This window comes from Nostoc sp. DedQUE09 (assembly GCF_034530915.1).
In the GTDB taxonomy this organism is placed as follows: Bacteria; Cyanobacteriota; Cyanobacteriia; order Cyanobacteriales; family Nostocaceae; genus Nostoc.
This window is the reverse complement of record NZ_JAVRCE010000026.1, coordinates 1-26,085: the sequence shown is the minus strand read 5'-3', so window position 1 is coordinate 26,085 and position 26,085 is coordinate 1. Positions and strand designations below refer to the sequence as shown.

The 26,085-nt window shown below is 42.5% G+C and carries 27 protein-coding genes, 1 tRNA gene and 1 other annotated feature; of the genes, 17 read left to right on the top strand and 11 right to left on the bottom strand.

What is annotated here, in order from left to right:
- The first annotated feature begins 2 nt into the window (after nt 1-2).
- Both RMY27_RS17725 and RMY27_RS17720 read left to right on the top strand, forming a co-directional pair.
- On the top strand, nt 3-485 hold the full coding sequence (locus RMY27_RS17725; RefSeq protein WP_322665380.1) for a hypothetical protein: 483 nt from the start codon (nt 3-5) through the stop codon (nt 483-485).
- A gap of 107 nt (nt 486-592) precedes the next feature.
- Nucleotides 593-1,429: an AMIN domain-containing protein gene (locus tag RMY27_RS17720; RefSeq protein ID WP_322665378.1), complete on the top strand. Its 837-nt coding sequence runs from the start codon at nt 593-595 to the stop codon at nt 1,427-1,429.
- Between the two features lie 128 nt (nt 1,430-1,557).
- On the opposite strand, the gene RMY27_RS17715 is transcribed toward RMY27_RS17720, so the two are convergent.
- Nucleotides 1,558-3,477, bottom strand: a complete 1,920-nt coding sequence (locus tag RMY27_RS17715) for a transketolase C-terminal domain-containing protein (RefSeq protein ID WP_322665376.1) — start codon at nt 3,475-3,477, stop codon at nt 1,558-1,560.
- Between the two features lie 294 nt (nt 3,478-3,771).
- On the opposite strand from RMY27_RS17715, the gene RMY27_RS17710 reads away from it, so the two are divergent.
- Nucleotides 3,772-4,536 (top strand): DeoR/GlpR family DNA-binding transcription regulator, encoded by a 765-nt coding sequence (locus tag RMY27_RS17710; protein WP_104906232.1) that lies wholly within the window; start codon nt 3,772-3,774, stop codon nt 4,534-4,536.
- 186 nt (nt 4,537-4,722) lie between these two features.
- On the opposite strand, the gene RMY27_RS17705 is transcribed toward RMY27_RS17710, so the two are convergent.
- On the bottom strand, nt 4,723-5,262 hold the full coding sequence (locus RMY27_RS17705; RefSeq protein WP_322665373.1) for a DUF3172 domain-containing protein: 540 nt from the start codon (nt 5,260-5,262) through the stop codon (nt 4,723-4,725).
- Nucleotides 5,263-5,618: 356 nt separating this feature from the next.
- On the opposite strand from RMY27_RS17705, the gene RMY27_RS17700 reads away from it, so the two are divergent.
- Entirely contained in the window at nt 5,619-6,446 is an 828-nt protein-coding gene (locus RMY27_RS17700; RefSeq protein WP_322665371.1) for an ABC transporter permease, read from the top strand.
- 8 nt (nt 6,447-6,454) lie between these two features.
- On the opposite strand, the gene RMY27_RS17695 is transcribed toward RMY27_RS17700, so the two are convergent.
- Nucleotides 6,455-6,964, bottom strand: a complete 510-nt coding sequence (locus tag RMY27_RS17695; RefSeq protein WP_322665369.1) for a hypothetical protein — start codon at nt 6,962-6,964, stop codon at nt 6,455-6,457.
- 327 nt (nt 6,965-7,291) lie between these two features.
- On the opposite strand from RMY27_RS17695, the gene RMY27_RS17690 reads away from it, so the two are divergent.
- Nucleotides 7,292-7,951, top strand: a complete 660-nt coding sequence (locus tag RMY27_RS17690) for a hypothetical protein (protein WP_322665367.1) — start codon at nt 7,292-7,294, stop codon at nt 7,949-7,951.
- Nucleotides 7,952-8,099: 148 nt separating this feature from the next.
- Here the strand turns inward: RMY27_RS17690 and RMY27_RS17685 are convergent, their stop codons facing one another.
- Complete coding sequence (locus RMY27_RS17685; protein ID WP_322665365.1) at nt 8,100-9,158, bottom strand: glycosyltransferase; 1,059 nt, start codon at nt 9,156-9,158, stop codon at nt 8,100-8,102.
- Between the two features lie 673 nt (nt 9,159-9,831).
- Nucleotides 9,832-10,890 carry a glycosyltransferase family 2 protein gene (locus tag RMY27_RS17680; RefSeq protein ID WP_322665363.1) on the bottom strand — a complete coding sequence of 353 codons (1,059 nt, stop codon included), beginning with the start codon at nt 10,888-10,890 and terminating at the stop codon, nt 9,832-9,834.
- A 152-nt stretch (nt 10,891-11,042) separates the two neighbouring features.
- Between RMY27_RS17680 and rplS the strand changes: the two genes are divergently transcribed.
- The 8 genes from rplS (at nt 11,043) to rplL (ending at nt 15,421) form a co-directional block, all read left to right on the top strand.
- Complete coding sequence (gene rplS, locus RMY27_RS17675) at nt 11,043-11,405, top strand: 50S ribosomal protein L19 (RefSeq protein ID WP_094348921.1); 363 nt, start codon at nt 11,043-11,045, stop codon at nt 11,403-11,405.
- Nucleotides 11,406-11,558: 153 nt separating this feature from the next.
- Nucleotides 11,559-11,631 (top strand) — tRNA-Trp (locus tag RMY27_RS17670).
- Between the two features lie 187 nt (nt 11,632-11,818).
- Nucleotides 11,819-12,040, top strand: a complete 222-nt coding sequence (gene secE / locus RMY27_RS17665) for a preprotein translocase subunit SecE (RefSeq protein ID WP_099102704.1) — start codon at nt 11,819-11,821, stop codon at nt 12,038-12,040.
- Entirely contained in the window at nt 12,040-12,681 is a 642-nt protein-coding gene (nusG, locus tag RMY27_RS17660) for a transcription termination/antitermination protein NusG (protein ID WP_322665362.1), read from the top strand. Before secE ends, nusG begins: the two co-directional genes overlap by 1 nt.
- Before the next feature lie 6 nt (nt 12,682-12,687).
- Complete coding sequence (rplK, locus tag RMY27_RS17655) at nt 12,688-13,113, top strand: 50S ribosomal protein L11 (RefSeq protein WP_094348918.1); 426 nt, start codon at nt 12,688-12,690, stop codon at nt 13,111-13,113.
- Between the two features lie 159 nt (nt 13,114-13,272).
- Nucleotides 13,273-13,986, top strand: coding sequence for a 50S ribosomal protein L1 (gene rplA / locus RMY27_RS17650; RefSeq protein WP_289799609.1), 714 nt, complete (start codon nt 13,273-13,275; stop codon nt 13,984-13,986).
- A gap of 107 nt (nt 13,987-14,093) precedes the next feature.
- Nucleotides 14,094-14,261 (top strand) — a sequence feature (ribosomal protein L10 leader region).
- 62 nt (nt 14,262-14,323) lie between these two features.
- The gene (gene rplJ / locus RMY27_RS17645) at nt 14,324-14,938 is read left to right on the top strand and encodes a 50S ribosomal protein L10 (protein ID WP_322665359.1); all 615 of its coding nucleotides are present in this window, start codon (nt 14,324-14,326) and stop codon (nt 14,936-14,938) included.
- A 93-nt stretch (nt 14,939-15,031) separates the two neighbouring features.
- Entirely contained in the window at nt 15,032-15,421 is a 390-nt protein-coding gene (gene rplL, locus RMY27_RS17640) for a 50S ribosomal protein L7/L12 (protein WP_322665357.1), read from the top strand.
- 135 nt (nt 15,422-15,556) lie between these two features.
- Here the strand turns inward: rplL and RMY27_RS17635 are convergent, their stop codons facing one another.
- Nucleotides 15,557-16,207 (bottom strand): Uma2 family endonuclease, encoded by a 651-nt coding sequence (locus RMY27_RS17635; protein ID WP_322665355.1) that lies wholly within the window; start codon nt 16,205-16,207, stop codon nt 15,557-15,559.
- Between the two features lie 188 nt (nt 16,208-16,395).
- On the opposite strand from RMY27_RS17635, the gene RMY27_RS17630 reads away from it, so the two are divergent.
- Nucleotides 16,396-16,866: a hypothetical protein gene (locus RMY27_RS17630; RefSeq protein ID WP_322665353.1), complete on the top strand. Its 471-nt coding sequence runs from the start codon at nt 16,396-16,398 to the stop codon at nt 16,864-16,866.
- Nucleotides 16,867-16,910: 44 nt separating this feature from the next.
- Here RMY27_RS17630 and RMY27_RS17625 read toward each other — a convergent pair whose 3' ends face one another.
- Together RMY27_RS17625 and RMY27_RS17620 are read right to left on the bottom strand one after the other, a co-directional pair.
- Nucleotides 16,911-17,786 (bottom strand): prohibitin family protein, encoded by an 876-nt coding sequence (locus tag RMY27_RS17625; RefSeq protein ID WP_322665352.1) that lies wholly within the window; start codon nt 17,784-17,786, stop codon nt 16,911-16,913.
- Nucleotides 17,787-18,005: 219 nt separating this feature from the next.
- Nucleotides 18,006-20,054, bottom strand: coding sequence for an elongation factor G (locus RMY27_RS17620; RefSeq protein WP_322665350.1), 2,049 nt, complete (start codon nt 20,052-20,054; stop codon nt 18,006-18,008).
- A gap of 265 nt (nt 20,055-20,319) precedes the next feature.
- On the opposite strand from RMY27_RS17620, the gene RMY27_RS17615 reads away from it, so the two are divergent.
- The 3 genes from RMY27_RS17615 (at nt 20,320) to RMY27_RS17605 (ending at nt 22,346) form a co-directional block, all read left to right on the top strand.
- Nucleotides 20,320-21,240, top strand: a complete 921-nt coding sequence (locus RMY27_RS17615) for a tetratricopeptide repeat protein (RefSeq protein ID WP_322665348.1) — start codon at nt 20,320-20,322, stop codon at nt 21,238-21,240.
- Nucleotides 21,241-21,321: 81 nt separating this feature from the next.
- A complete protein-coding gene (locus RMY27_RS17610) occupies nt 21,322-21,876 on the top strand; it encodes a phosphate-starvation-inducible PsiE family protein (RefSeq protein ID WP_322665475.1) in 555 nt (184 codons plus the stop codon).
- 224 nt (nt 21,877-22,100) lie between these two features.
- Nucleotides 22,101-22,346, top strand: coding sequence for a hypothetical protein (locus RMY27_RS17605; RefSeq protein ID WP_190960961.1), 246 nt, complete (start codon nt 22,101-22,103; stop codon nt 22,344-22,346).
- Between the two features lie 284 nt (nt 22,347-22,630).
- Here RMY27_RS17605 and RMY27_RS17600 read toward each other — a convergent pair whose 3' ends face one another.
- The 3 genes from RMY27_RS17600 to trpS all read right to left on the bottom strand — a co-directional run bounded on the left by RMY27_RS17600 (nt 22,631) and on the right by trpS (nt 25,606).
- Complete coding sequence (locus RMY27_RS17600; protein WP_322665346.1) at nt 22,631-23,482, bottom strand: Rpn family recombination-promoting nuclease/putative transposase; 852 nt, start codon at nt 23,480-23,482, stop codon at nt 22,631-22,633.
- A gap of 125 nt (nt 23,483-23,607) precedes the next feature.
- Complete coding sequence (locus RMY27_RS17595; protein ID WP_322665344.1) at nt 23,608-24,537, bottom strand: methylenetetrahydrofolate reductase; 930 nt, start codon at nt 24,535-24,537, stop codon at nt 23,608-23,610.
- Between the two features lie 58 nt (nt 24,538-24,595).
- A complete protein-coding gene (gene trpS / locus RMY27_RS17590; protein ID WP_322665342.1) occupies nt 24,596-25,606 on the bottom strand; it encodes a tryptophan--tRNA ligase in 1,011 nt (336 codons plus the stop codon).
- Between the last annotated feature and the right edge of the window lie 479 nt (nt 25,607-26,085).

The window sequence follows — 26,085 nt, the reverse complement described above, 5'->3', positions numbered from 1 at the left end:
ACATGAATCATTTCAACTTGAAATCTTTGGCTTTTTACGGAGTAGCAATAAGTTCGGTGCTACTGTTGTTTAAAACTGTCAGTGTGTACGGAGAAAACAATCTCAAGGCTCCTTTGCCAGTTAACGGTCGCTATCGGCTAACCCTAGCGGAGAATTTGCCTAACTGTGAAAAATCGGATACTCTGACGTTAAACATTGAGCAGTCAGGTATTTACTTAAATGCCTCTGTATTACCGGCAAACGCTAACGCCGACACTGACGAAAAGCACTCTCTGGCAGGCATCTTCAGAAATCAACAATTAAATTTATCTGGAAAAGTTGGTAAATCAATACTTTGTAATATTCCTCGTCCCCAAAACGATCCTCTGAACTCAGTCACAATTCAAATGCAACTTGTGGATCAAGGTAATATGACAGGTCAATTAACCGTAAAGGGCATTCCACAAACTCTGAAATTTACTGCTGTGCCCCAAAAAGCTAATTGAATTGGGGGATTGGTAGAGAGGCGATTCATCGCGTCTACGGGATTGGAAGCGCGAAGTAAACAGCAATGTGAGCGCATTGTATGGGTTTTATGGAGCAAATAAACAGAATGGATCAGGGACTAAAAACTAAGCAATTTTATCAATGGGGCAAGCAGCTATTTAGCATCAGTATATTAGGCTTTTATGCAGCGATCGCCCTCGAAACTTTCACCACTGCTGCTACACCAGGGGCAAAGCTGAATAATTGGCGTTTTTCTCCTAAGACACAGCAACTCGAAATCACCCTTTCAGCAGGCACAACCCCTCGTTATTTCTACTTAGCTCAACCCTCTCGTTTGGTTGTAGATTTACCGAATACTAAGTTAGGCAAAGTTACCACCCAACAAAATTATTCTGGAGCAATCAAAAGCATTCGTATTTCTCAGCTAAACGCAAACGATACACGTATTGTCTTAGATTTAGCAGCAGGGGCTGTTTTTAATCCCAAAAAGGTACAATTGCAACCCGTTTCCCGAAAAAATTCCACTCGCTGGGTGTTACGTCCGGTTATTTCTGGTAAAACTACTGCTGTAAAACCAGGAAAGTCGGCACCTTCAGCCAAAAAACAACCTCAAACACTCCAAAAGCCGCCTAGTAACCTACCCGTAACTACTAACCCACAATCTCCCTTACTCACAGTTCCGCCTCCATCCAATGAACTGCCCTCAACAATTACTACTAACTCAGGGCAGCCTTTTGTCACCGTACCTCCTTTAAATCCAAATCCATCCTCTCCCTCTCAACAACCTGCTTTGAGTCTTCCCCCTCCTTCTTTCCCAAATCAACCCGGCAATTTAAATAACATTCCTCCTTTCGGGGTGTCGGAATTTCCTGTTCCAACAATCCCCAACGATCCCGAACCCCAGGTAATCGAGTTTGGTCAACCTTTACCCAAAACTAAATAAAAATTGGGAATTGGGCATGGAGAAGAGGCAGGGAAGCAGGGGAGTAGAGGAGCAGGGGAGCAGAGGGGCAGAGGGGAAAAACTTACTGCCACTTCTCCCCTGCTATGCCCTATGCCCTAATAAATGAATTACCTTTTTCCAACTAACTCCTTCACCTTGTTGATGATGCTCACTGGATCGATACCTTGATATGGGTACTGTTCCCACAAACCGCCGCAACCTTCTTTATGAGTTCCAAGATGGGCATATTTGGGAGTCAAACCCCGCTCTAGTAGCCAAGAACCGAAACGACTACCTAAGCCAGTGCGACGGTTGAAGGCTTCTACTACAAGCACAAAAGGAGCGTTACCAACTTTGGTAATTATTTCTTCATCAATGGTGTTCAAAGTTGGTTTATTAATCAAACCAATGTCTAGCCCTTCTTGCTTCAGACGCTCTACAGCATCAACGGCACGGTAGAGAGCATCACCAAAACTGATGATGTAGCCTTGCGTCCCTTCTCGTATAACCTCATCTTTACCAGGAATAAATTTGTAACCATTTCCAAAGAAGTCATTGCCGTTGCTGTCCTGAATATTGGGCACTTTGGAACGAGTGGAGAAAATAAACCGCAGTCCAGGCTCAAAAAACACAGCTTCTACACAAGCTGTCATTTGATTATTATCTGCCGGAAAGTACAACTGTGTTGGGTAGCCATCATCCAAGCCATTGTCGGCAAACATATTATTTATACCAAAGTGGCAGCTGTTATCTGCCATGTCATCTATACCCGCATGGGAAAAATGACACAGAACATTGGAATAGTTCAGCCGTGCCATCGTGATTTCTGAGATACACATTTCTAAGAAGGCGCTGAAGGTCGCAAAAATACCTTGCTTGCCCTCGTCCATCCCGAATCCAGCCGCAGCAGAGAAGTTGCTCCGTTCCATGATGCCGGAGGAAATAAATATTTCTGGGTATGTTTCATGAATTTTCTTCAAACCGCAAGAGCCTTCTAGATCGCTATCAATGACCTTAACTTTTTCTTTACGCTCCGCTTCACTCATGCGACTGAGGACGCCCACCACGGCTTCACCAAACACACTACGGTTAGCGCCCCATTTGTCACCAGAACCCAGAAATGTATATGTTTGTTTGGGTTTCTCAATATTTTTAAGGTATTCCACAGCCGCAGTTTGTCCGCGAGATTCTAGATACTTAAGTGCTAAATCTACAGAAATGACATCATGACCATGAATGGAACCTTCTAAACCTTCAATACCAGGACACATCGGGCGTTTATTGATAATAGCGATCGCTCCGGGAGTATTTACAGCTTCGCAAATACGATGGTATAAATCGTCTAAGTCTTCCCCGTCTCCCTGAAGTACTTTCAAACCGTGGCCTTCTAGGGTTTTGGCGACATTAAAACCAGGTAAATATTTAGAAGGATGTCCGGCGATCGTTACATCGTTGTCATCAATGAGCAGCTTGACGTTGAGATGTTGAGCAACAGCCAAGCGAGCAGCTTCGGCATCGTTGCCTTCTTGCTGCGATCCATCAGAACCGAGACAGAAAACAGCTTTGCCTGGATTCGCCATTGCCACACCATTGATGTAAGGCCAAATATGGCCCAAGCGCCCAGAACTAAATTTCACACCAGGAGTTAGTTTTAGTTCGGGGTGTCCCGGTAAATTGGAATGTGCTTGCCGATAGCGTAAAAGTTGCTCGGCAGGTAAATCACCATGCAACGTTGCCATCAGATATTGAGTGGCGACTCGATGTCCAGCTTCATCAAAGAAAATCGGCACAAATTGCTCCGATGCTCCCCGGAAAAAAGCATCAAGGATTATCACCTCTGGCACAGTATCATAAGGCCCACCAGTATGGCCACCCACTCCGCTAGCAGCACCAGTCGCTGTAAAAAAGACGATCGCATCCCGGCAGAGTTGAATATTCGCTTTGAGAGCCTCTCGCTGTTGGGCGGTAAGGCTGGAATTTGCTGGATTGAGCGCTAAAAATTGGTAAGCACCGAGATCAATCGGAAATTGGGTATTAATAGTAGTCATGGTTTATTGATTGAATAAAAAACAATTTGAACAGACGGGATGCGCGATCGCATTACAAAAAAATTGTTAAAACCCCGATGGGTAACAATTATCCAAGCTCAAGCTAACCACTCGGAACCTTTGTGGAACCGTGTGATTTCATCAAATGCCAAAATCAATACATGCAATTGTGCATGAATGTGCTTGAATTCAATTGAAGTTACGGATTACCGTACAAAAACTTGTATATCAATAAGTATAAACTCACAAACGTGCAATTTCAAGTTCAAAAACGCATTTTCAGGAAAATTAATTATGCTAACTGCTGAACGACGACAATTCATCTTAGAAATACTGCGTCGTGATAAAAAGGTACTTTCGACAGAGCTTAGTGCTGTTCTGAAGGTTTCTGAGGATACGATTCGCCGGGATTTGCGAGAACTGGCAGAAACGGGACTATTGCAACGCGTTCATGGGGGAGCGCTCCTCAAATCTCCAGCCACTGCTAGTTATGCCGATCGCCAAAAGCAAGCGCCAAAAGAAAAGGAAGCGATCGCTCGCACAGCAGCAAAATTAGTTTGTACAGGACAAGTGGTGATTTTAGATGGAGGTACAACAACTCTCCAAGTAACCCGTCATTTACCTTTAGATTTGCACGCAACAGTGATCACAAATAGTCCACCAATAGCAGTTGCTTTAGCAGAACATCCCCATATAGAGGTTGTGATGTTAGGTGGACAACTCTACAAAAAAGCCTTGGTGAACGTGGGTACTGTCACAATTGAGACATTACGGATGATTCGTGCAGATTTGTGCATGTTAGGGGTTTGCAGTTTGCATCCAGAGGTTGGGATTAGTGTACCTAACCTAGACGAAGCCCACGTCAAACGAGCGATGATTGCTGGATCGGCTGAGGTAGTAGGATTAGTGACAGCAGAAAAATTAGACACGGCTGCTCCTTATCTAGTGGAGTCTATTCATGCCCTGACTTACTTAGTAACAGCACCCACGGTATCTAATAATATGCTGAGTGCTTACAAAGCTTTAGGTTTGACCATTATACGTGACGAGTACGAGTGATCTGATTTTGAAGATGCGATCGCTAGGGATTGGGGAGCAGGGGAGATGTGGCAGTTAGTTTATCCCCTCTGCCCCTCGGTCACTGAGCGTAGCCGTTGGCGTGGTTACTGAGCGTAGTCGAAGTGCAGCCTCTCGTAGAGAAGTGCTGCCCCCCGCCCCTCTGCCTCTCATGCCCAATGCCCAAATCTAAAATCTATCCGTTTCTTGGGGTGTTCCAACTGCTCCCGGTTGAGCGTTAAAGAAGTTTTGAGCAGCTTCATTCTGATATATACATCTAATATCAGGTTTGTCACTGTCCAAGTTACCTGTGAAACCAAAGGTGTTCAGGCGATTTTTGCAATCTCTTACCTGATCGTTAGTCACCAGCTTACGTTGCTCTAAAAGCGCCCAGTTATTTTGTCGGAGAACGCATCCAGGACGCATAGTGGGCTGGGAAACATAGACATTAAAGGGGCTGAGAGTAACGAACAATCTAGCGTCCATTACCATTGCACTGGCTCCATACTGCACACAAATTTCCGGGTTTGGTGCTTTGGTGTCAATGAAGTCACGGGAAGCCACATTTGCTGGGGACAACGTGGCTGTAGAACTAAAAGCAATGCCAATCCCAATTCCTAAAATCAACACCCCTCCCATAATTGCGATGGTGGTGAAGTTAAATAGAGGGGATTGGAAAATAGAGGGTTTAGAAGTAGTAGCCGATCTACCAGTAGATTTACGTCTCATTGTTGCTTAATCACCTTCACGCCGATTTGGGAGGGAGTGGTCTAAAGTTTTTTCTCCCTCTTTCAGTATGCCTATTCTTGACTATAATTGCCTGTGACTTTCCCTGCGCTCTTCTTGCTAAATGAGAAAAATACGAGTTTATCCAAATATCGGGACAAAATTTTAATACTTTTAATTGTTATCAGATATAGCTAATTTACTTTTCACAATTGAGCTAGTCAGAAAGCTTAAACTATCTAACTTTTGTTGTTAATTTCCAATTTTTAGGATGAGATATTTTTGTCACCCCTAGCAATTGATACGTAAAACAATGTAAATTAAAACTTAATGAAATTTTAACAAGTAATTAAAAGCACGTGACATTTCAAAGAGCGCTACCTTTGGGCAAGAGATTCAAAACTTCGCAACTTAAAATCTTTATAGCTGATAGTCTGACTATTTTTTGGGGAGACTGGTTAGATTTACGCGTGAGAATCCTACCAGTTGCTGCATCAGGCTTAATATCCCCGCTCATATATATTCTAGCTTTTGGCTTGGGTTTGGGTAGTTCCATCAAACCCGGTTCAGGAATTAGTGGCAACTATGACAACTATTTGGAATTTATATTACCGGGAATGGTGGCGCTGTCGTCGATGACGGTTAGCTTTGCTGGAACGACATTTTCAATTTGTGGAGACAGACTATTTACCAAAACCTTTGAGGAATTGTTGTTAACTCCCATAAATCCTTTAGCGTTGTACATGGGTAAAATGCTGGCGGGAGTCGTGCGGGGTTTGATGACTTCCGGTTCCGTGATTTTGGTAGCGCTGCTGTTTAGTGGAAACTGGAATTTTCTCAACCCACTGTTTTTACTGTTAGTGGTGCTGAATTGTGCGGTATTTGCTGGATTAGGGGTGATTGTAGGGTTGAGTGTGCGATCGCTCGAATCAGTCGGACTCTACAATAACTTTATCATTATCCCCATGTCGTTCTTAGGAGCGACTTTCTTTGACCCTGCTACATTACCAGCGGCTCTCAAAGTTTTAGTTTACCTGCTGCCACTAACCTACGCCAGCATTGGATTGCGTGCAGTTGCCAATCTACCCTTGTCTCAGTTTCCTTGGTACAGCATACCGATTTTGTTGGCGATCGTGATCGCTCTTTCTCTCTGGGGTGGTTATAAATTTGCTCATCAACAAGATTAAAGCGTTCCTTACAACCTGTGCTTTAACTGTTGAATTTTCTGTAAAACTTTTTCCCGATGCTGCGTTACCTTGATCCATCGGGGTAGCCGACTGGCAAGACTGCCATTGTGCCAGCCTAATGGCTCATCTGGCAAGTGTTCTCGCAACTTTGATTGAACATAGCTTTCCAGGAAGTTCAAATGTGCCTCATTATAAGCCCATAGTACCTGACCGCAACAAGAGATTTGGAGCCACAGGGGCAAGCCAAAAAAATGCTCTAATATTTCATAGCTGGAATTTCTTTTATTCCCATAATTGTTCTGCCACAGTAGCAATGCGGCTTTTCGATTGCCATCCTTTGGTTGTTGTTTTGTATAGCTACAGTGATGACAGGTAATTCTTTTGATGGAACAGAGACTTGATTGCTCAGAGTTTAGAGTCAATATCTTAGCAATGCGCTCGCATTGGGGACAACGTACTAAAATTTCTTGCTCAAAATCAGAAAGTCGTTTGCCATAGTCTCTAAATCTTATAACCATTTCATCTCAAACCTGCTATGTAGCGTCCCATTAAGACACCAATTAACCAATTAATTATTTATGTTTCACATATTGTCTAATCTGTCAATGTATAAGTGATAATTTGGATTTTTTATAAAGATTGCGTGAAATTACTAGTTATCATGATAAAGCATTACAAGAATTGCTTTATAAATCAACCTATGAGTATATATCAACTCAGTGAGCAAAAACACATTAACCACTATCTATCTAGCAGATAGATAGCAGTTTCAAAGTGAGTTTTTGCTGTTTGATTTAAACCATGCGGTATAGTATTCTGCGAATCAATATCCAAAGGACACAAATATGACTAGAATTGCCACAAAAATAGCCTTATCTGTTCTCGGAGCAGCAGGAATTAGTTTTTTGTCTTCGACACCAGCAAGAGCCGTCATCTTTGTAGAACCCATTGTGACGACTAAAAATCAAGAAGTATTCGAGGCAAAAAAACCAAGAACCCTTACAGGGTTTCTACCAGGGGAAGTAATAGAATATGGTGTTCCAGATGTAGCTAATAACTTTGTAAATGCTACCGGATACGATATAAAAAGCTTGGTCTTTGATTTAAAAACACTGTCCTATAGTAATCCGAATTCTAATCCAGCATTTGATAATGAACCAGTGCAGTGGGGAGATGTTAATGGAGATGGGAAGATTGGTAACTCTGCTGACCCCGATCTAAAGGATATTTTTACAGACATTACCATTGCTGGTAGTACTATCACTTTTAGTGGTGGCGTCATCCCAAACGGAACCCTGTTTTACAATCCATTCGCTAGCCTGCCTAATCTAGCGCCAGGTGCTGGAATCATTCCACCAATTCCAGCAGACCAAGAAGATAAAGATGGGCCGATCAGAGTGGCTTCTTATTACACAGCATCTGTTCCTGAATCAACTAACCTTTTAGGTGTACTGGTTTTTGGCGCTTTAGGCGTAGCTTTAAAACTAAAGCGATCGCTCTGTTAAAGAAAGTAGGGAGCAGGGGGCAGGGAGATGAGGGAGATGAGGGGGCAAAAAGACAAGGAGATAAACAAAACTCCTAACTCTTAACTCCTAACTCAGCACGGGCTAAACGCCCCGCTTCCGCTAACAGCACTCAGCACTCCTAACGCCCTCATTCTGTAATTAACTCCCGATACACTGTCATTGTTTCCTGATGGACACGGGCAACACTCAGCCTCTCTAGGTTTTTCTTTGCCCGCTGTTTCCACTCTTGCAGCATCTCGGCACTACTCAGTAGTTGCACTAAAACCTCAGCTAAAGCATGACTATCTTTTGCTGGCACTAAAAGACCTGCTCGCCCGTTGTCTAAAGCTTCAGGAATCCCGTCTATCTGAGTGCCGACGATCGCAGTTCCAGTTTCTCTAGCTTCCGAAAGTACCAAAGGGCAAGGGTCACGGTGGGAAGCCAGCACAAATATGTCGCAAGATATCAAATAGCGTTGAGGTTCTGGTTGGAAGCCTTCAAAATGAATACGTTCTTTTACAGAAGTTGCTTCTGCCTGCGCCTCAAATAGCTGTTTATCAGGGCCATTTCCTACCAAATAAAGATGGGCTTGGGGAAAATCTGAGGCAATTTGTTCAAAGGCAGCAATTAACTCAGCAATTCCCTTGCGTTGATACATCCCGGCTACAGTGGCGATCGCTGGATGTTGTAATGGTAAAGGTAGATAATCTTGTATTTGTCGGGTGCGGGGACTGCCTAAAGTACCGTTACATACCACCCGCAACTTGTGTTCTGGAATACCGCGCCTAATCATAGAATCTTGCACAGCTTTACTAACAGCAATTACTCTGTCAGCTAAACCCATCAACAGGCTGGCACGTTGAAATTCGTTGTGGACTGTAGAAACTAAAGCATATTTGCGTCCCTTGAAAATGCGTGCTAATATTACCCCCGTCATCATGTGAGCATGAACAATATCCGGCTGAAATTCAGCTGCGATCGCTCGGTAACGTATAGCTGCTTTAATCGTATTTATTGGCTTTCTGCTTTGGTTCAAGTGGTAATGTTTGACACCACAAAGCTCTAGTAAAGCCTCGTATTCTCCACCAGCAGAAACAACTGCTACCTCATAACCAGATTTTGCCTGTAGACAAGCCAGATCCACAGCCACATTCACAATACCGTTACCTATTTCTTGAACGTGGTTCAAAATATGTATGATTCGCATAATCTTTGAGATGTATATAAAAAATAAAGATAAGTAACCGAGTATAAATCAACCAACATAATGGTTGAGGTCTTTAGCGACAACTCAAAAGTAGTCAGTAGTGCGTAAAATTAACCACTTTCTCCTGACTAAGAGCGCTTATTACCAGTTACTTAGCTTAAAGACTTATTCAGTAACGGCTCGATAAATCGGGGTAAAACTTCAAAATTTTGAAGACTGAATCTGTTATCTCAAATTTTATATTTCCCAATACCTAGTATCGAAACTCTAGTACAGCACACCAGCCAAACCAGAGAATAAAAGCTTTTTTAAAATACTGGTTTATGACAACAGCATTTTGCTTGATGATCAAGAAGGTAATTAACGGTAACAAATAATTCATTATTACTGTTAATAATTGTGTGAAAGCCAGTAATGATAAAGCTTCAGTCAGTTTTAGTTAAACTCATAACCTGAGTTTGAGGTGACAAAATGACAACCTTACATACTCCACACTTCTAATCAATACCACCTCATATACACATAACCTGGTCTGATGGCAACATATAATTTTTGCAATCGGGTACTTCTACAGAAGTTAAAGTCTTTGGTTATTATTCTTTTTACACCTTGGGGACTTTAAATAATTTCACTGCGACAAATCTGGTAGTTGGTAGTAACGTAACGTCCTCGTCTAGCGTTCAGAGTTTGACTGAGCGCTCACAGGCAAGTCCACCGGTGGGACAGAATCTAATTCTAAATTCTGAAGACTAGCGCTTTGATTCTGGGCATTTTGCCAGACATCATAGTAAAAATCAATCAATACAAGTTTACGAACCTGAGAATTGTTTCCCTGAGAGCGGCGTGATGAAATAGCAGTTAGCAAAAACTTCCAAGACCGAGGAGAAAGTATCGATGGATCTATCATTGAAAGAAAACTCTTGAGATTTTTTTGCTTCAATGCGACTAAAATCCAATGGAGTTTCAGGTAATTTTTTATATCCTGAAAGACGGGAATCTTTGAGCGATGTTGCTCATTTACCAAAGCGTAAATTTTTTCCTTCATTAAAATATTTGTCGCCAACCGCCGAGACAAAGAAAACTTTTGATTATAAGCACCCGGCCAGATAGTGCGGTAAGCAAGACACTGGTTGAAGAAAATAGCATCGCCAAACTGAGCAATCCGAATCCAGGAATCGATGTCATCACAGTTAGCATCGAGTGTGGAGTCCCAACCGCCACTTTGCAGGAAAGCATCACGTCGACAAGCTACTTGTACAGGTGTGCCAAAGGGTACAAGCTCTAAAAGCATCCCGTAGTGAATATCGGCTTGGGGGATATAAAAAGCTAAACCAGGGCCAACTTGGGGAGTGCGACTAAGTTCAACTTCATTGCCATCCACCTGAGCCGCCACACAAGAGCAGATTACAGCTTCCGAACGAAGTGCGATCGCTTTTGCCATCTCTTCTATGCAGTTAGGTGCTAAATAGTCGTCATCATCTAAAAACTTAATCCAGTCGCCGCTAGCTTTGGCAACTCCAGCATTTACCGTTGCTGCATGACCTTGGTTTACTTCGTTACGATGATAAACAACCTTGTCCCCTAAGCTTTTGAGATAGGTTTGGGTGTCATCAGAAGAACAATCATCAGCAACAACCACCTCGCACTCGATTGTTTGGTTACGAGCGGAATCAATTGCTCTTTTCAGCAAATTCAAGCGATTATAGGTACTGATGACGATGCTAAATTTCATAAATTTTTCCTTTGTAGTACGGCATTTTGCAATATAGCTTTGATCTTTAGGCTGTTGTATCAGTACAATTATCAATCCTAACAAGTAGACTGAAATAGGATTATCGATTTATCATTGATGATCGTGAGTTTTTTTAAGCAGACAGAAAGACTATGAACGCTCAAGAGATTATCCGCTCCATTGAAGCGGAACAGATAAAGTCAAATCTGCCCGACATTTATGTGGGCGACACTGTAAAAGTGGGAGTGAAAATCAAAGAAGGCGAAAAATACCGCGTGCAACCCTACGAGGGGGTTGTGATTGCCAAGCGCAATGGCGGCATCAACGAAACTATTACAGTTCGTAAGGTTTTTCAAGGCGTGGGCGTTGAGCGGGTATTTCTGTTGCATTCTCCCCGGATTGACAGCATTAAGGTGTTACGTCGCGGGAAAGTCCGCCGTGCTAAACTATATTATCTCCGCGATCGCGTAGGTAAGGCAACCAGAATCAAGCAACGGTTTGACCGCCCTTTGTGATTCGTCCTTCAATCATTATGGGAGAAATCTCAAGCTGCAAGCGGCATTTGCCGCTGACTTGTTTTCCCGACAAAATTAAGGTATGATATAAATCGCGTATTGCGTTAAACTGAAATTTAGTTCAGCGCAATCACTGAATCAAAAACAGCTTGTGCGCTCTTAGTTCAGTTGGTAGAACGCAGGTCTCCAAAACCTGATGTCGGGGGTTCAAGTCCTCCAGGGCGCGCTCAAGAGCAAAAAAACAAAGCCCGAAATAATTACGCAGCTGTTAATATGGCAGTTAGCGCTAATAATTTCGGGTAAACTTATTGTATTTGCAGTTGTTTTGCTTCCAGTAAGTGAAACAGAGTCGAAACTGCAAACCTAGATGACAATTAAACAGGATCTAGTATAAGAAACGGGGGATAACGGTCGTGGCCAAAAAAAGTGAAGCAGAATTGCCAGAAACCACAAATGGGTTTAGCTTTGGCAACTTCATACAGGGAACCAAAGAAGAACTTGAAAAAGTAGTTTGGCCCAGTCGCAAACAAATAGTGAGCGAATCCGCTGCTGTGTTGTTAATGGTGGCACTCTCCGCATCTTTGATATACTTGGTCGATGGATTGTTTGCTTGGGCAGCAAAACAGGTGTTCTAATGAGTTTTGCAACAGATGAACCACGCAACTCAATGTTGCAGCCAGAAGAAACAGCAGAAGCAGCAGAAGCGGCGTCAAAAGAAGCACGCTGGTATGCAGTACAAGTAGCTTCCGGCTGTGAGAAGCGTGTAAAGACTAACTTAGAGCAACGCATTCAAACTTTTGATGTCGCTGACAAAATTATCCAGGTAGAAATTCCGCAGACGCCAGCGGTGAAAATCCGCAAAGATGGCAGTCGCCAGCATACAGAAGAAAAAGTTTTCCCTGGTTATGTGCTGGTACGGATGATGATGGATGATGATACTTGGCAGGTGGTACGCAACACCTCTCATGTAATTAACTTTGTCGGTTCAGAACAAAAACGTGGTAGCAGCAAGGGTCGCGGTCATGTCAACCCGATACCACTGAGTTCTTCAGAAGTTGAACGTATATTCAAACAAACCAGCGAACAAGAAGCTGTTGTCAAAATTGACATGGCTACTGGTGATAAGATAATGGTGCTTTCTGGTCCATTTAAAGACTTTGAAGGCGAGGTAATTGAAGTCTCTCCAGAACGGAGTAAACTTAAAGCCTTGCTCTCAATTTTCGGCAGGGATACACCAGTAGAATTGGAATTTAATCAGGTAGAGAAACAGAGTTAAATACAAATGGCGAAGAAAGTAGTGGCGGTCATTAAACTGGCCCTGAATGCTGGAAAAGCCAACCCAGCACCGCCAGTTGGTCCCGCCTTGGGTCAACATGGTGTCAACATCATGATGTTTTGTAAAGAGTACAACGCCAAAACAGCAGACCAAGCTGGAATGGTGATACCTGTAGAAATTTCGGTTTTTGAAGACCGGAGTTTTACATTCGTACTCAAGACGCCACCCGCATCAGTACTGATTCGGAAGGCGGCGAAAGTTGAAAAAGGCTCGAATGAACCCAACAAAAAGAAGGTTGGGTCAATAACCAAAGCACAATTGCAAGAAATAGCCCAAACCAAACTCCCCGACCTCAATGCCAACGACATAGACGCGGCAATGAAGATTGTGGCAGGAACGGCTAAAAATATGGGCGTAACAGTTACGGATTAGTCATTGGTCATTGGTCATTAGTCATTAGAAAAAATCAACAAATCACAAATGACAAAGGACAAATGACATAGACGCCTTAGCGGCTTCCCGCAGGGTAGGACAAATAACTAAAAATTATCGGGGGAGAGGCGAGGCTTCGGAATTACCCCAGGAGAAAAAATGCCAAAAATATCGCGTCGTTTGCAGGGTCTGCAAGCAAAAGTAGAAGATAAGGATTATCATCCCCTAGAGGCTTTAGCCCTCCTTAAAGACACAGCAACAGCTAAATTTACCGAAGCTGCTGAAGCGCATATCCGGTTGGGAATTGACCCCAAGTATACAGACCAACAGTTGCGGACAACGGTAGCACTGCCCAAAGGTACAGGACAAATCGTCCGCGTGGCGGTGATAGCCAGAGGCGAAAAGGTAAACGAAGCCAGCAGTGCTGGTGCTGATTTAGTTGGGTCAGAAGAACTGATTGACGAAATCCAAAAAGGTAGAATGGATTTTGACAAGCTGATTGCTACACCCGATGTGATGCCACAAGTGGCAAAACTGGGTAAGTTGCTTGGGCCGCGTGGTTTGATGCCATCGCCCAAGGGTGGAACCGTAACATTTGACTTAGCAGGTGCGATCGCAGAATTCAAAGCAGGTAAATTAGAATTCCGGGCCGATCGAACTGGTATTGTGCATGTTATGTTTGGTAAGACAACCTTCTCGCCTGAAGATTTGTTAGTCAACCTGAAGGCATTACAGGAGACAATTGACCGTAACCGTCCTTCAGGAGCTAAAGGTCGTTATTGGCGCACATTTTATGTGTCAGCCACTATGGGGCCATCAATTAAAGTTGATATCAGTGCCCTAAGAGATTTGAAACTGAGCCAAGCAAGTTAATTTTTAGTCATTAGTCATTTGTAAAGGCAAAGGACAAATGACATAGACGCGCCAGCGCCTACTCTACGAGAACGCCAAAGGCGAACCCGCAGGGTAGGACAAATGACTAAATTAAATAAGCAAAGCCGGAGACAGCAGGTGCTAATAACTTAATATCCTGCCGAGGTTAAAACTCTAATTGTCAGAATTACCACCCATAAAGGTGTAATAACTATGGCATCAAGAGTCTTACTACTTAACCCCGGCTATATTAGCTGGGGTTTGTTGTTTGGGTTCAGGTTGAGAAAAAACGTACAAAAGGGCACTTCCCCGATTGTTTTAAGGAGGTGAGATTGGAATGGGTAGAACACTAGAAAATAAAAAAGAGATAGTAGCTGACCTCAAAGAAACTTTGAGTGAGTCAACTCTGGCCCTGGTAATAGAGTATCAGGGACTAACTGTTGCTGAAATTAGTGATTTACGGCGGCGGCTGCGTCCCAGCGGTACTGTTTGTAAGGTGACGAAGAACACCCTAATGGGCATTGCCATTAAAGATGATGAAAAATGGCAACCTATGTCCGAATTGCTAAATGGTTCTTCCGCCTTTTTGCTGGTAAAAGAAGATTTTTCATCGGCAATTAAGGCATACCAAGAATTCCAAAAAGTCACCAAGAAGACAGAACTTCGCGGTGGTGTACTAGAAGGTCGCCTACTCAAAGAACCTGATGTCAAGGTACTAGGAGACTTGCCATCTAAGGAACAACTCATCGCACAAATTGCTGGGGCTATCAATTCCTTGGCTACCAAGATTGCTGTGGGTATCAACGAAGTTCCTGGTTCACTGGCTCGTGCTTTACAGGCTGTGGCCGACCAAGAACAAAGTGGTGGTAGTACTGAAACTGCTGCTGTACAAGATAGCGGCACCGAAAGCACTGCTGAAGGTGATAGTAGCACTGAAACTGCTGCTGAATAGACTTCGTGGTTCATCAGTCAAAAGTCAAAAGTCTATAGTTAAAGACTAATGACCCATGACAAATAAATAATCAAAATTACAGGAGTTATATCAATGTCTGCTACAACCGATAACATTTTAGAACAACTAAAAACTCTTTCTTTGCTGGAAGCTTCTGAGTTAGTCAAGCAAATTGAAGAAGCTTTTGGTGTAAGTGCTGCTGCACCTGTTGGCGTAGCGTTTGCAGGGCCTGGTGCTGCTGCTGCTCCTGCTGAAGAAGCTGTTGAGCAAACTGAGTTTGAAGTCATTCTCGAATCAGTCCCAGCTGATAAGAAGATTGCCGTACTGAAAATTGTCCGCGAATTGACCGGTTTGGGTCTCAAAGAAGCTAAAGACTTGGTAGAAGCTGCGCCCAAGGCAGTTAAAGAAGGTGTTGCTAAGGATGCCGCTGAAGATGCTAAGAAGCGCATCGAAGAAGCTGGCGGTAAGGTGACTGTTAAGTAGTCACAACTCTATTACCACTTTTTTATTAAGGAGTCTAACTTAGGCTCCTTTTTTTATCGTAGAATCTTATGTTGCAGATAAAAATAGTATTAAGTATTACAACGCTAATTTGTTGTTAAAAAAGCAAGGGTTAGATTAAGTTGGGTTGATTTGCTTTCTTACCCATTGACGAAATGCCCTAAGCGTTGGGCTTCTACCTAAAGTTAGGCTTTGTTCGACAAACCGGGGAATTTCTTCAACAGTGGGCAAGTTGGGAAAAATAGAACTAATTTCAGACTCAATGTATTTGCCATCCTGAAGAATATTAATTTGTAGCTTGCCATTTTCATATCGCCACAGTTCAGGAACTCGCAATGCTTCGTAAGCATCTAGTTGAGTTTTGGAAGTAACATCAACTTCAATTGCAAGGTCAGGTGGCGGGTCAACCCTCAAGTCTATTGGCTCTTTACCAATCATTTGAGCATGATTTTGAATGTAGAAAGAGTCATCAGGCTCTACACCAAAAGCCATATCTTCACGCTTGAAAGTGGTTGAGCCAAATGTTTCACAGTCAATTTCTAACTCTTCCAAAAGAATTTTTACCAAATCTCCAATGATAACTTTGGCTTTCTCATGCTTTGGTAACGGCATTCTCATCTCCAAAGTTCCCTGGGTGTAAGCCAATCGAGTGGCTCGATGGTCGCCAAGTTCTTCTAAAATTGCCTCAAATTCTTGCCAGCTAACATCGTGGAGTATTACTCTATGTCCCGGCGGAACACTTAATTGTTGCAATTGAAGTGTTACCATTATTTACCATTTAAATTTCAGGTTTAGATTGTAGAAGCCAAGATGTAACTATCGTAGCAAAAAATAATATTTAACTATCAAACTTTTGATTGATGATATGTGCAAAAACGAAGTTTTGTTATTTTAGCAAGTTTTTAGGGAAAACTATAACTGTAGCTTCTCTATTAGAACAAGATCGAGAAATAGTTATGGATTTAAATGGATTAATTTGGACTAAAAACGTAACACCTATAGATGGTGAAATTTGGGCTTATGAAAACATAGATACTATATATCCAGATTTAAAGATTTTTGCTTTACATTGGAGAAATTTAAAAGGTAGAGACGAAAACAATGCCAGATACCCACTAGAAGCAGAATTGATGATTTTAAGACAACATGGAAAAGTAACGCATATTGTTCAAATGCTGAACAATCAACTTTATCGCGACACAAATGCTAAAGATGAATTTAATATTTATCGTATTGTGCAGGTAGTTTGGATGACCGATAATTGGGAGCATCCTCCAGAAAATGACAAAGTATTTGATTGTTCCATTCATTTTCCTCAATCTGGGAAAGCAATAAAATTGGAAAATATACAAAAATTACAAACGCGTTGGGGTAAAGAAGGATTAGCGTTTCAACAGCACGTCCAAAGCGTATTAAATATTTATTAACAAAAAGCCTTACATTTAAAAGTGCAGGGCTTTCAGGTTCCTGTTTATGGCTGTATCATAATAGGCACCGCACTTTTTTCAGAACCAATAATTACAAGCTTAGAATTATTAGATTGAGCTAGCTTTTCTGTGGCTTCAATCGCTCGTAATTGTAGTACTTGGTTACTAAGTCCATTTGAGAGAATTTTTTGGGAATCAGCTATACCTTGCGCTTCAATCAGCTTTCGTTCTGCCTCTTGACGCTCTTTCTCTAAAACAAATTTCATCTGCTGATTTTCTTGCTCTGTCTTGAGTTTGTTTTGAATTGCAGCTTGTAGAGTATCAGGCATTTTGATGTTTCTTAAAAGAGCTTCCTCAACGATGAAACCCAAAGCTGGTATCTCTTGGGTGAGTTGCTGGTCAATTTTTTGGGCGATTTCTTGGCGTTTGGTAGAGTAAATAGCATTGGCTGGATAGTTTGCCGTTATGGCGCGGACAGTAGAGCGGAATCTGGAAATTACCAGTTGTTTTTCATCAGTTCCAATTGTTTTATAGACTGTAGCTGCCTTTTGCGGATCGAGCTTGTACTGAAGACTGACATCAAGATTTAGGCTCAAACCTTCTTGGGATGTTGCATCTACATTTTCTTTTATGTCCTTAATGCGAGTAGAAAAATTTAGCACCTTACTAAAGGGGTTAAGCAAGTGGACACCAGGATTAAGAGTAGTTTCGGAAACCTCACCAAAGAAATTGACGATACCGACATTACCAGGTGGGACAATCACCAAAAGCCGAGAAAAAGAATTCAGTACTGCAATACTGCCAATCAATATCATAATTCCACGTATTGCTAAACGCGACCTTTCACTAGATATCCTATCTGTATTGAGGTAAACGAGAATTGCAATTAGGCTAGTTACAAGAGATACTATAAAGCCCATTAGTTTTTTCTGTGTAGTTAAGACGAATGTACTTAATCACATAATTCCCAAATGCTTTTATAAAACTAATACCATTTCACACAAGTTAGAGATTTACAAATCCTTTTACAGATTAAAAAAGATTCCCGACTTTTCTCAAAAGTCAGGAATCTCAGCCTTGGAGCAATGCCTACGGCAGGCATCGCCTACGCTACTCTACAATTAATTCAAAATTAAAAATTACTTGCCGTTACCGTTACCACCATTGCCATTGCTGTGAATGACACGTTCGGCAAGCTTTTCTGGTACTTCTTGGAGATGGTCATATTCCCAGTGGAAGGAACCAACGCCCAAGGTGAGCGATCGCAGCTCTACAATAAAGTTTTGCATCTCTGCTTGTGGCAAGTATGCAGAGACATTATCCCAGCCTTGCCAATCGTTTTTACCCTCATAGCCTAAAATTTGCCCCCGTCTGCCACTCAATAGTTGCAACACTTTGGAAGTAAATTCGCTCGGTGTAGTCACTTCCACCCGCAAAATCGGTTCCAACAGGGTAGGTTCGGCTTGGGGTATCCCCGTTTGCATTGCCAATCGCGCAGCTTGCTTAAAGGCTTGTTCGGAACTATCAACGTTGTGGTATGAACCATTAGTCAAAGTTACCGCCAAATCTACTAGCGGGAAGCCCAAAGGCCCGTGTGTCAAAAATTCTCGCACGCCCATTTCTACGCCGGGGATGTACTGTTTAGGAACTACGCCACCGACAATAGTTTCATTAAAGTTAAAACCTGTACCGCGTGGTAGGGGTTTGATGTCGAGAAAAACATCACCAAACTGTCCGTGACCACCGCTTTGGTGTTTGTAGCGCCCATGAACTGAAGCCACTGTTTTGCGGATGGTTTCTTTGTAAGGCACTTGCGGCAAGTGGGTTGTCATCGGCAAGTTATATTTGCGGCGCAGTTTGTCTAGGGCGACTTGTAAATGAATCTCGCCTTGACCCCAAAGAATAACTTCGTGGGTATCGCCGTGTTGTTCCCAAGCAAGTGAGCAGTCTTCTTCTAATAACTTGGTAATAGCACTGCTGAGTTTAACTTCATCGTTGCGCTTTTCTGGTGTAATAGCGAGGGCATACACTGGTTCCAACTCTACAGCTTTGGGTAATTTTATTGCCGACTGCTGTTCTGTGGAGATTGTATCGCCTGTCTTGATTCCTTCTAAACGGCTCAATGCAACAATTTCACCAGCACTAACTTGGTTAACTGACTGCTGTTGTTGTCCCATGAGGCGGTAAATTCCACCAGTGCGAATGCCATTGAGGACGATACCATCAGTTAATTTGCCCCGCCAAACACGCACTAGAGAGAGTTTGCCACCTTGGGGAGTGTAGTAAGTTTTTAATACCTGCGCTAAAGCTGTATCACCTTTTATGTTTTTTAAACGACGTTCTGCTGTGGTTTCTGGTTCGGGGGCTTCCCGTAACAAAGCTTCTAATAGAGGTCTAACACCATAATCTTGTTCTGCCACACCAAAGAAAACGGGCACTACCAAATCTGCCCCTAATTCCATTTTTAAATCTTTGAGGATTTCCTCTTGCGATGGTTCGATGTCTTCTAAAAGTTCTTCAAGTAAATGGTCGTCAAAATTTGCTAGGGCTTCGAGCATTTCTGCCCGTGCTGTATGTTCTTCTTCTTTTAAACTTTCGGGGAAGGGAATGGGATCGGCAGGTGCGCCTGGATGATATTGATATGCCTGTTCGCTCACCATATCGATAAAGCCGGTGAGTTCTTCCCCGTTCATGATGGGATATTGATGCGCTACCAGGGGACGGCTAGATACTGCTTTCAGGGCGTGCAATGTTTCTAGAACGTGAATATTTGCCCGATCCATTTTGTTGACGAAGACGAGATGGGGAATTTCCCAATCGTCTAGGAATTTAAATAGAGGGGCAAGGGTGAGGACTCGTTCGCGGATGGGTTCGCAAACTACAATTGCTGCATCGACTCCGATTAAAGCATTGTACGTTTCTTGAGCAAATTCTACGCTTCCCGGACAATCAATAAAGGTGAAGCGAATGCCATTATACTCAGTGCTAGCGGCGCTGACTTCTACACTCATGTGGCGATCGCGCGACTCGGCTGCACTATCTCCCACTGTATTGCTGTCTTTAACACTCCCTTTGCGAGAAATTGCCCCTGTGACAAATAACAAGCTTTCTAGTAAAGTGGTCTTTCCACTTAAATAAGGCCCGACAATTGCAACGTTCCGCGAACCCGATTTTACTTTTTCGTTCATAAAACCTCCCTTGCGGTAAGTCTTTTATAACCGCATGATTCTGTATATATCGAGGGATAAAAAATGGTTCTCTGGAGTCAAAATTACCCCTTCTTTAATTCGTTATTATCCTCCCTTTAATTGAAAGTTAAAAAAATTGTAGCCTGTCGTAAGATTTAGCTTAAGAAAAATTAAGTATCACAAATTTTTATACCGAATCAAAAACTTTTGTAAAAAACTTTTTATCAAGTAAATTTAACTGAAAGTGTTGCGAGTCAGAAAATCAATGAGATTATCATTCTTTAAATATCGCATGGCAGGGTTAGTAAGTTTGATGCTGCTTGTTAGCATTTCCTTCCCCTCTCTTGCTCTATCTCCTTCTGTCGCCTCAAAACTGGCACAATCTAATCCTAAAACTGCTGTAGAGTGGTTAAACCAAGGTTTACAAGCAATTCAAGCGGGAAGGGTACAAGATGCGATCGCTGCTTTTAAACAAGCAACTCAGTTAGATCCGACATTGGCACCAGCGCATTATAATTTAGGACTAGCATTCCGACAAACGGGACAATTACAACCCTCTGCGGATGCATTTTATCGAGCGACGCAAGCCGATCCGAAATTTGCTCCAGCTTTTGCTAATTTAGGCGGAGCGTTGTTAGAAGGCAATAATTTAAAGTTAGCTAACGATTATTTGCAACGCGCCTTAGAACTCGATCCCAAACTCGGATTTGCCCACTATAACTTGGGGTTAGTACAAGAACAGCAACGAGATTGTGAGCGAGCGATCGCATCTTTTAAAAAAGCTGTACAGTATAGCAAAAACGCACCAGAACCTCCTTACCATATAGGGATGTGTTATCTCCAACAAGGTAAACTCGATCAAGCAAGAAGTGCATTTTATCAGGCATTAAAAATTAATCCCAAGTATCCAGAAGCTTACTACAATCTCGGCTCAATTTTTTTTCAACAAAGTAAATTACAAGAGGCATTAGAGGCTTTTAGAAAATCAGCCGAAGCTAACTCTAACTATCCCAACGCTTATTATGGTGCTGGGTTAGTTTTTATGCAGTTACAGCAATATGGCGATGCAGTACAAGTATTGCAATTTGCTAGAGATTTATACAATGCTCAAAAAAATCCCCAATGGGCGAAAAATGCCGAGCAATTGTTGCAACAAGCACAAAATTTAAATTACCAACCTCGCTGAGGCGCAAAAACTTAATATTGCATAACATAAAACTATTGGGTTGACTCGCTGGTGTTGTCTGAACTTGTCCCGATTGGAAAAATGTACATGCAAAAGCGCCAGAAAAGTCGATTTTTATTTAGCGATCGCTGGCTTGATCGGCAATCAATTGTTCGCAACATGGAAGCCTTTCAAGACTTAATTGTGATTGTTTTGTGTTTTGGTTTGTTCGCCGTCATGCTAATCCAATTGTGGGGGATAGCTATCGCCCTCACGCAGCCACTAGACTATAAACATGTGACTGCAAAAATACTATTTGTGTTGATTTTAGTGGAGTTATTTCGACTATTAATGGTCTATTTGCAAGAACATAGTATCTCTGTGGGAGTAGCAGTTGAGGTAACAATTGTATCTCTACTGCGAGAGGTAGTAGTTCACGGAGCGCTGGAAATTTCTTGGGTTAATACGCTTGCAATTTGTGGTTTGTTATTTGTTTTGGGTGGACTACTCGTGGTATGCGCTAAAACGCCACACATGGATTGTATGAGCGCTAACACTAAGTTCTGTCCGGTTGTGTATAGGGGAGGTAGAGAACGGCAAAACGAGCTGGAATTACAGTATTCACGTCAATGTGATGAGAATCAACCGCTTGGATAAATTGTTATGAAAATGGGGAGTGGGAGAGACGTGATTAATCGCGTCTGTACTGGGGAGTGGGGAAAAGTATTTTTCCTACTCCCCACTCCTTTGTGTAAGGCTGTATCAGGAAATTATTTTTGCAAGGTACTTCCGACGTATTGAAATATACTCTTTTTGGAAGATGAATCCCTCTTTAAGGGTGAATATAACGTTAATTAGAAATGATAAAAGAGGTTCCACTAATGGCTACAAATACAGGTAATGGACAATCTCAAACAGCGATTAGCGACTTGGAGTATGATTTTGTCACCGTTTTGCACAACAAGGCTGAAGCTGTTAAAGCTTACGATACCTACATCAAAGATGCAGAACAAGTAGGTTCTCAACCTTGTGTAGAGTTGTTCCAAAAATTGCGACAATCTGATATTGAACACGCACAAGAGATTCGCCAACATCTACAACAAGTGCTGCAACACGGTAAGATGTAACCCAGGTTTTGAATTCGTAAGCGTAAGCCCATCGTAGACATCGCTTCTGGTTTAGCTAAAACAAAAAGAGGCGATGTCTAAAGTAGGCTATGACGCTCTCTACAAAACGCTAAAAACGTAGCTTGCTTGTCTGAAAGAGTACGCGGACTCGCTAACGCTTCTCTACGAGGCGCTGCGCGTAGCTTACTTCTCCGTTCGCGTAGCGTTCCGCAGGAAAGGAGTACGCTATCGGCGTTACACTTGCTGATTAAATTAGAGGCAAGCACTGCCTACTATTAGATAGACTAATTGTAGGCTGCTTGCTCTACTTGCGCCACCGTTAAATCGAGAGCCACTGCCACTTGCTCTACACTCAATCCCAATGCCAACAATCGGGGAATAGCTTCTAACTTAGCTTCCTGGCGACCTTCCTGGCGACCTTCCTGGCGACCTTCCTGGCGACCTTCCTGGCGACCTTCCTGGCGACCTTCTTCTAAGCCGTCTTCCTTGATTGATTGATACATACGTGTTTTTTTGAATTCGTCGTCTATACCCAACATTTCTGCTAACTCCTCTCGGCTTAACCGGGTAAATTTGTACAACAGAATAGTCTTTATCAATTCTACAATTTGCTTGCTGGTAGATTCATCTGCCAGTTGTTGCCTTGCTTGTAAAATCAATTCTCTACCTTTGTCGACGGCTGTCTCTTCTCTTTCGATAATTAATTTAACGATCGCAACTTGAAGTGAGTTCTCCCTCGTATCTAATTCATCTAGATAAATGCGTTGCACTTGTGAACTGTCTAGCAGCAGCTGATACGGTAGCCGATCGTTTGGATCTAAACTTCGTTGCGGGTAGATGACAACTGCACGCCAAAAATTGACTGATTCGTTTTGACGTAAGTAAAGGAAGATTTCGGCAAAGAAGCGTCTATAAAAATTTGCGTCTAATTGAAACTGAACTTCAACAAAGTAAAGTGGTTGGTTTGTGGTTTCACTTGTAGGGATGAATACCCCATCAATCCTAAAAGCAGTTTCTTTTAGCTCAACTGAAACAAATTGATATGCGTTGACATTGGCAGTCGTATCGCCAATTATCGCAAAAAATATGCTAGGAAAGGCTTGAAATAAGCTATAAAATATTTTGTCAGTTTGCACCTAGATTTAGTTAAGCGAACATTGGATATTGAAAGTCTATCAAAAAGAGTGTAAACGCGTCTGTTTCAATATAAAAAAGCAGATAGGAATAACCATCTGCTTTAATAAAAAATTCATTCTCTAATTTACATAGATACCAATTGATTCACTGGAGCAATCCCAGCCAAATCTAAAATTGGCGCGATCGCATCTTCACGTTTCACCGCCATCATGTGAACCCCTTGACACAATTGCCGCGCTATCTGCACTTGCTCGGCGGCAATTTTTATCCCTTCCTCAAAAGGGTCTTTGGCTTTTGCCAATCTATCAATAATATGTTGGGGAATATCTACACCCGGAACACATCTATTAATAAACTGGGCATTTTTTGCTGATTTCAACAGAAATATTCCTGCCAAAATTGGTTTTTTATAACCAGCAGCAATCGTATCCATAAACTTTTCTAGCCGCTCAAAATCGGTAATCAACTGACTTTGAAAAAACTGCGCTCCAGCTTCGATTTTGCGTTCAAATCGACTTTGTAAACCCGACCAACTTTTACATTGCGGATCTACCGCTGCACCAACAAATAAATCTAACGCTCCATCAGTCAAGGGTTTTTCATTGCAATCAACACCTTGATTCATCTTCCGAATCAGTTGCAGCAGTCGCACAGCTTCTAAGTCAAACACTGCTTTAGCATCTGGATGATCGCCTGCTTTTACTGGGTCGCCAGTCAAAGCTAAAATGTTATTTATGCCTAAAGCATGAGCGCCCATCAAATCAGCTTGTAAACCGATGCGGTTGCGATCGCGGCAAGCAATTTGACAAATCGGCTCTATGCCATTCTGTGACAAAATCACCGACGCCATTAACGAAGACATCCTTAACACAGCGCGGCTACCATCAGTTACATTGACGGCATGAACTCTCCCCTTAAGAGTCGCCGCCATTTGAATCATGTGCGCTGGATCTCCTCCCTTCGGCGGTGCTACTTCGGCAGTAACTAGAAATTCACCTGCTTGTACAGCTCTGCGAAAGTAATTCAAGCCTGTGGGGCTATGGGTGTGATGCATAAAATTAAGACTTTCAATTTCTTAAATGGTATAACAAATCACACCTAAAGGGGAAAACTTATAGAGGAAGAGAGTAGCCTAAAGCAGTTTTGACTTGTGATAAAGTTTGATTTGCGATCGCTCTAGCTTTTTCCCCTCCATCCCGCAACACAGACTCTAAATAGCTTTTATCCGCCGTTATCGAGTAATATTTTTCTTGGATTGGTTTCAAAGACTCAATAATTGTGTCTGTCAACAATGGCTTGAACTGTCCCCAGCCCATATCCTGACACTCAACTGCCACATCTTCCTTTTTCTTCCCAGCAAGCAATGTATAGAGTGTTAACAAATTATTACACTCTGGACGCGCCGGATCGTCAAAAGTCAGACCACGAATCGGATCGGTTTTACAGCGCTTAATCTTGTATTGAATCTGTTCCGGTGAATCTAGCAAACTGATCCGGCTCAAATCGGAAGGATCGGACTTCGACATTTTGCGTGTACCATCTGCTAAACTCATCACTCTTGCCCCTTCCTTACGAATCAAAGGGTCTGGTAACTTCAAAACTGGTTGTTCTGGTTTACCAAACTGGTGATTTAACCGAGCTGCAATATCCCGTGTCAATTCCAAATGTTGCTTTTGGTCTTCACCTACTGGCACTTTATCGGCTTGGTAAAGCAAAATATCTGCTGCCATCAGCACAGGGTAATCCAATAAGCCTGCACTCACATTTTCTGCTTGTTTAACAGCCTTTTCTTTGAACTGGATCATATCTTGCAGCCAGTTTAGAGGTGTAATGCAGTTGAGCAACCAAGTGAGTTCGCTGTGAGCTGAAACGTGAGATTGTACAAAGATAGTGGAGTGATTTAAATCAAGACCACAAGCTAGATAAAGAGCAGCAAGAGTGTAGGTATCAGCTGCCAACTGTTTTGGGTCGTGTGGCACTGTAATCGCGTGCAAATCAGCGACAAAAAGATAATTTTCGTATTCGCTCTGACCTTCTACCCAGTTGCGAATGGCTCCCAAGTAGTTACCTAGATGGTAATTGCCGGTTGGTTGAACTCCAGAAAGAACACGTTGCTTGCCCATAAATATCAACTTAGTTATCTCAAATCCGCGCTATGTCAAGTGGCGATGTCTGGCGACAAATTGCTTGCGCCTACGCAAAACTCATTTAATTTTGACATTTTCCAGGTCAACTCGCCGTTGTGAGATAAGAGATTTTAACTCAACTCCGAGTGCTATAGAAACTCTTCAAGGAAAACGATAACTTAGGGACTTGCAAAAAATAAATTATCCCAAATTATTTCTAGATTTGTAGGGGCGCAAGGTCTTGCATTGGTGTCAACTTAAGCCGAAAACTATATCAGACAGGCGTTTTGCAAATCCCTCACGCCCTCATCCCCTAACCCCTTCTCCAAGGGAGAAGGAGAATTGAATGTCTAACTCCCCTCTCCCTTGGGGAGCTACCGTGTATACACAAGTCAAATTACCCCCCTTAATCCCCCCTTGGAAAGCAGGGCTGTTTCATTCCCTAAAAGTCCTTAATTTACAAGCGTATCAGTCAA

Bases quoted from the DNA above. Each gene is read 5' to 3' on its own strand.
- RMY27_RS17695 (WP_322665369.1), bottom strand. From the start codon at position 6,964: ATGGTTATAAGATTTAGAGACTATGGCAAACGACTTTCTGATTTTGAG.
- RMY27_RS17705 (WP_322665373.1), bottom strand. From the start codon at position 5,262: ATGAGACGTAAATCTACTGGTAGATCGGCTACTACTTCTAAACCCTCT.
- rplJ (WP_322665359.1), top strand. From the start codon at position 14,324: ATGGGTAGAACACTAGAAAATAAAAAAGAGATAGTAGCTGACCTCAAA.
- rplS (WP_094348921.1), top strand. From the start codon at position 11,043: ATGAACGCTCAAGAGATTATCCGCTCCATTGAAGCGGAACAGATAAAG.
- rplK (WP_094348918.1), top strand. From the start codon at position 12,688: ATGGCGAAGAAAGTAGTGGCGGTCATTAAACTGGCCCTGAATGCTGGA.
- RMY27_RS17680 (WP_322665363.1), bottom strand. From the start codon at position 10,890: ATGAAATTTAGCATCGTCATCAGTACCTATAATCGCTTGAATTTGCTG.
- RMY27_RS17595 (WP_322665344.1), bottom strand. From the start codon at position 24,537: ATGCATCACACCCATAGCCCCACAGGCTTGAATTACTTTCGCAGAGCT.
- RMY27_RS17690 (WP_322665367.1), top strand. From the start codon at position 7,292: ATGACTAGAATTGCCACAAAAATAGCCTTATCTGTTCTCGGAGCAGCA.
- nusG (WP_322665362.1), top strand. From the start codon at position 12,040: ATGAGTTTTGCAACAGATGAACCACGCAACTCAATGTTGCAGCCAGAA.
- RMY27_RS17610 (WP_322665475.1), top strand. From the start codon at position 21,322: ATGTACATGCAAAAGCGCCAGAAAAGTCGATTTTTATTTAGCGATCGC.
- RMY27_RS17725 (WP_322665380.1), top strand. From the start codon at position 3: ATGAATCATTTCAACTTGAAATCTTTGGCTTTTTACGGAGTAGCAATA.
- RMY27_RS17605 (WP_190960961.1), top strand. From the start codon at position 22,101: ATGGCTACAAATACAGGTAATGGACAATCTCAAACAGCGATTAGCGAC.
- RMY27_RS17685 (WP_322665365.1), bottom strand. From the start codon at position 9,158: ATGCGAATCATACATATTTTGAACCACGTTCAAGAAATAGGTAACGGT.
- rplL (WP_322665357.1), top strand. From the start codon at position 15,032: ATGTCTGCTACAACCGATAACATTTTAGAACAACTAAAAACTCTTTCT.
- RMY27_RS17720 (WP_322665378.1), top strand. From the start codon at position 593: ATGGATCAGGGACTAAAAACTAAGCAATTTTATCAATGGGGCAAGCAG.
- RMY27_RS17635 (WP_322665355.1), bottom strand. From the start codon at position 16,207: ATGGTAACACTTCAATTGCAACAATTAAGTGTTCCGCCGGGACATAGA.
- trpS (WP_322665342.1), bottom strand. From the start codon at position 25,606: ATGGGCAAGCAACGTGTTCTTTCTGGAGTTCAACCAACCGGCAATTAC.
- RMY27_RS17615 (WP_322665348.1), top strand. From the start codon at position 20,320: ATGAGATTATCATTCTTTAAATATCGCATGGCAGGGTTAGTAAGTTTG.
- RMY27_RS17715 (WP_322665376.1), bottom strand. From the start codon at position 3,477: ATGACTACTATTAATACCCAATTTCCGATTGATCTCGGTGCTTACCAA.
- RMY27_RS17710 (WP_104906232.1), top strand. From the start codon at position 3,772: ATGCTAACTGCTGAACGACGACAATTCATCTTAGAAATACTGCGTCGT.
- rplA (WP_289799609.1), top strand. From the start codon at position 13,273: ATGCCAAAAATATCGCGTCGTTTGCAGGGTCTGCAAGCAAAAGTAGAA.
- RMY27_RS17630 (WP_322665353.1), top strand. From the start codon at position 16,396: ATGGATTTAAATGGATTAATTTGGACTAAAAACGTAACACCTATAGAT.
- RMY27_RS17620 (WP_322665350.1), bottom strand. From the start codon at position 20,054: ATGAACGAAAAAGTAAAATCGGGTTCGCGGAACGTTGCAATTGTCGGG.
- RMY27_RS17625 (WP_322665352.1), bottom strand. From the start codon at position 17,786: ATGGGCTTTATAGTATCTCTTGTAACTAGCCTAATTGCAATTCTCGTT.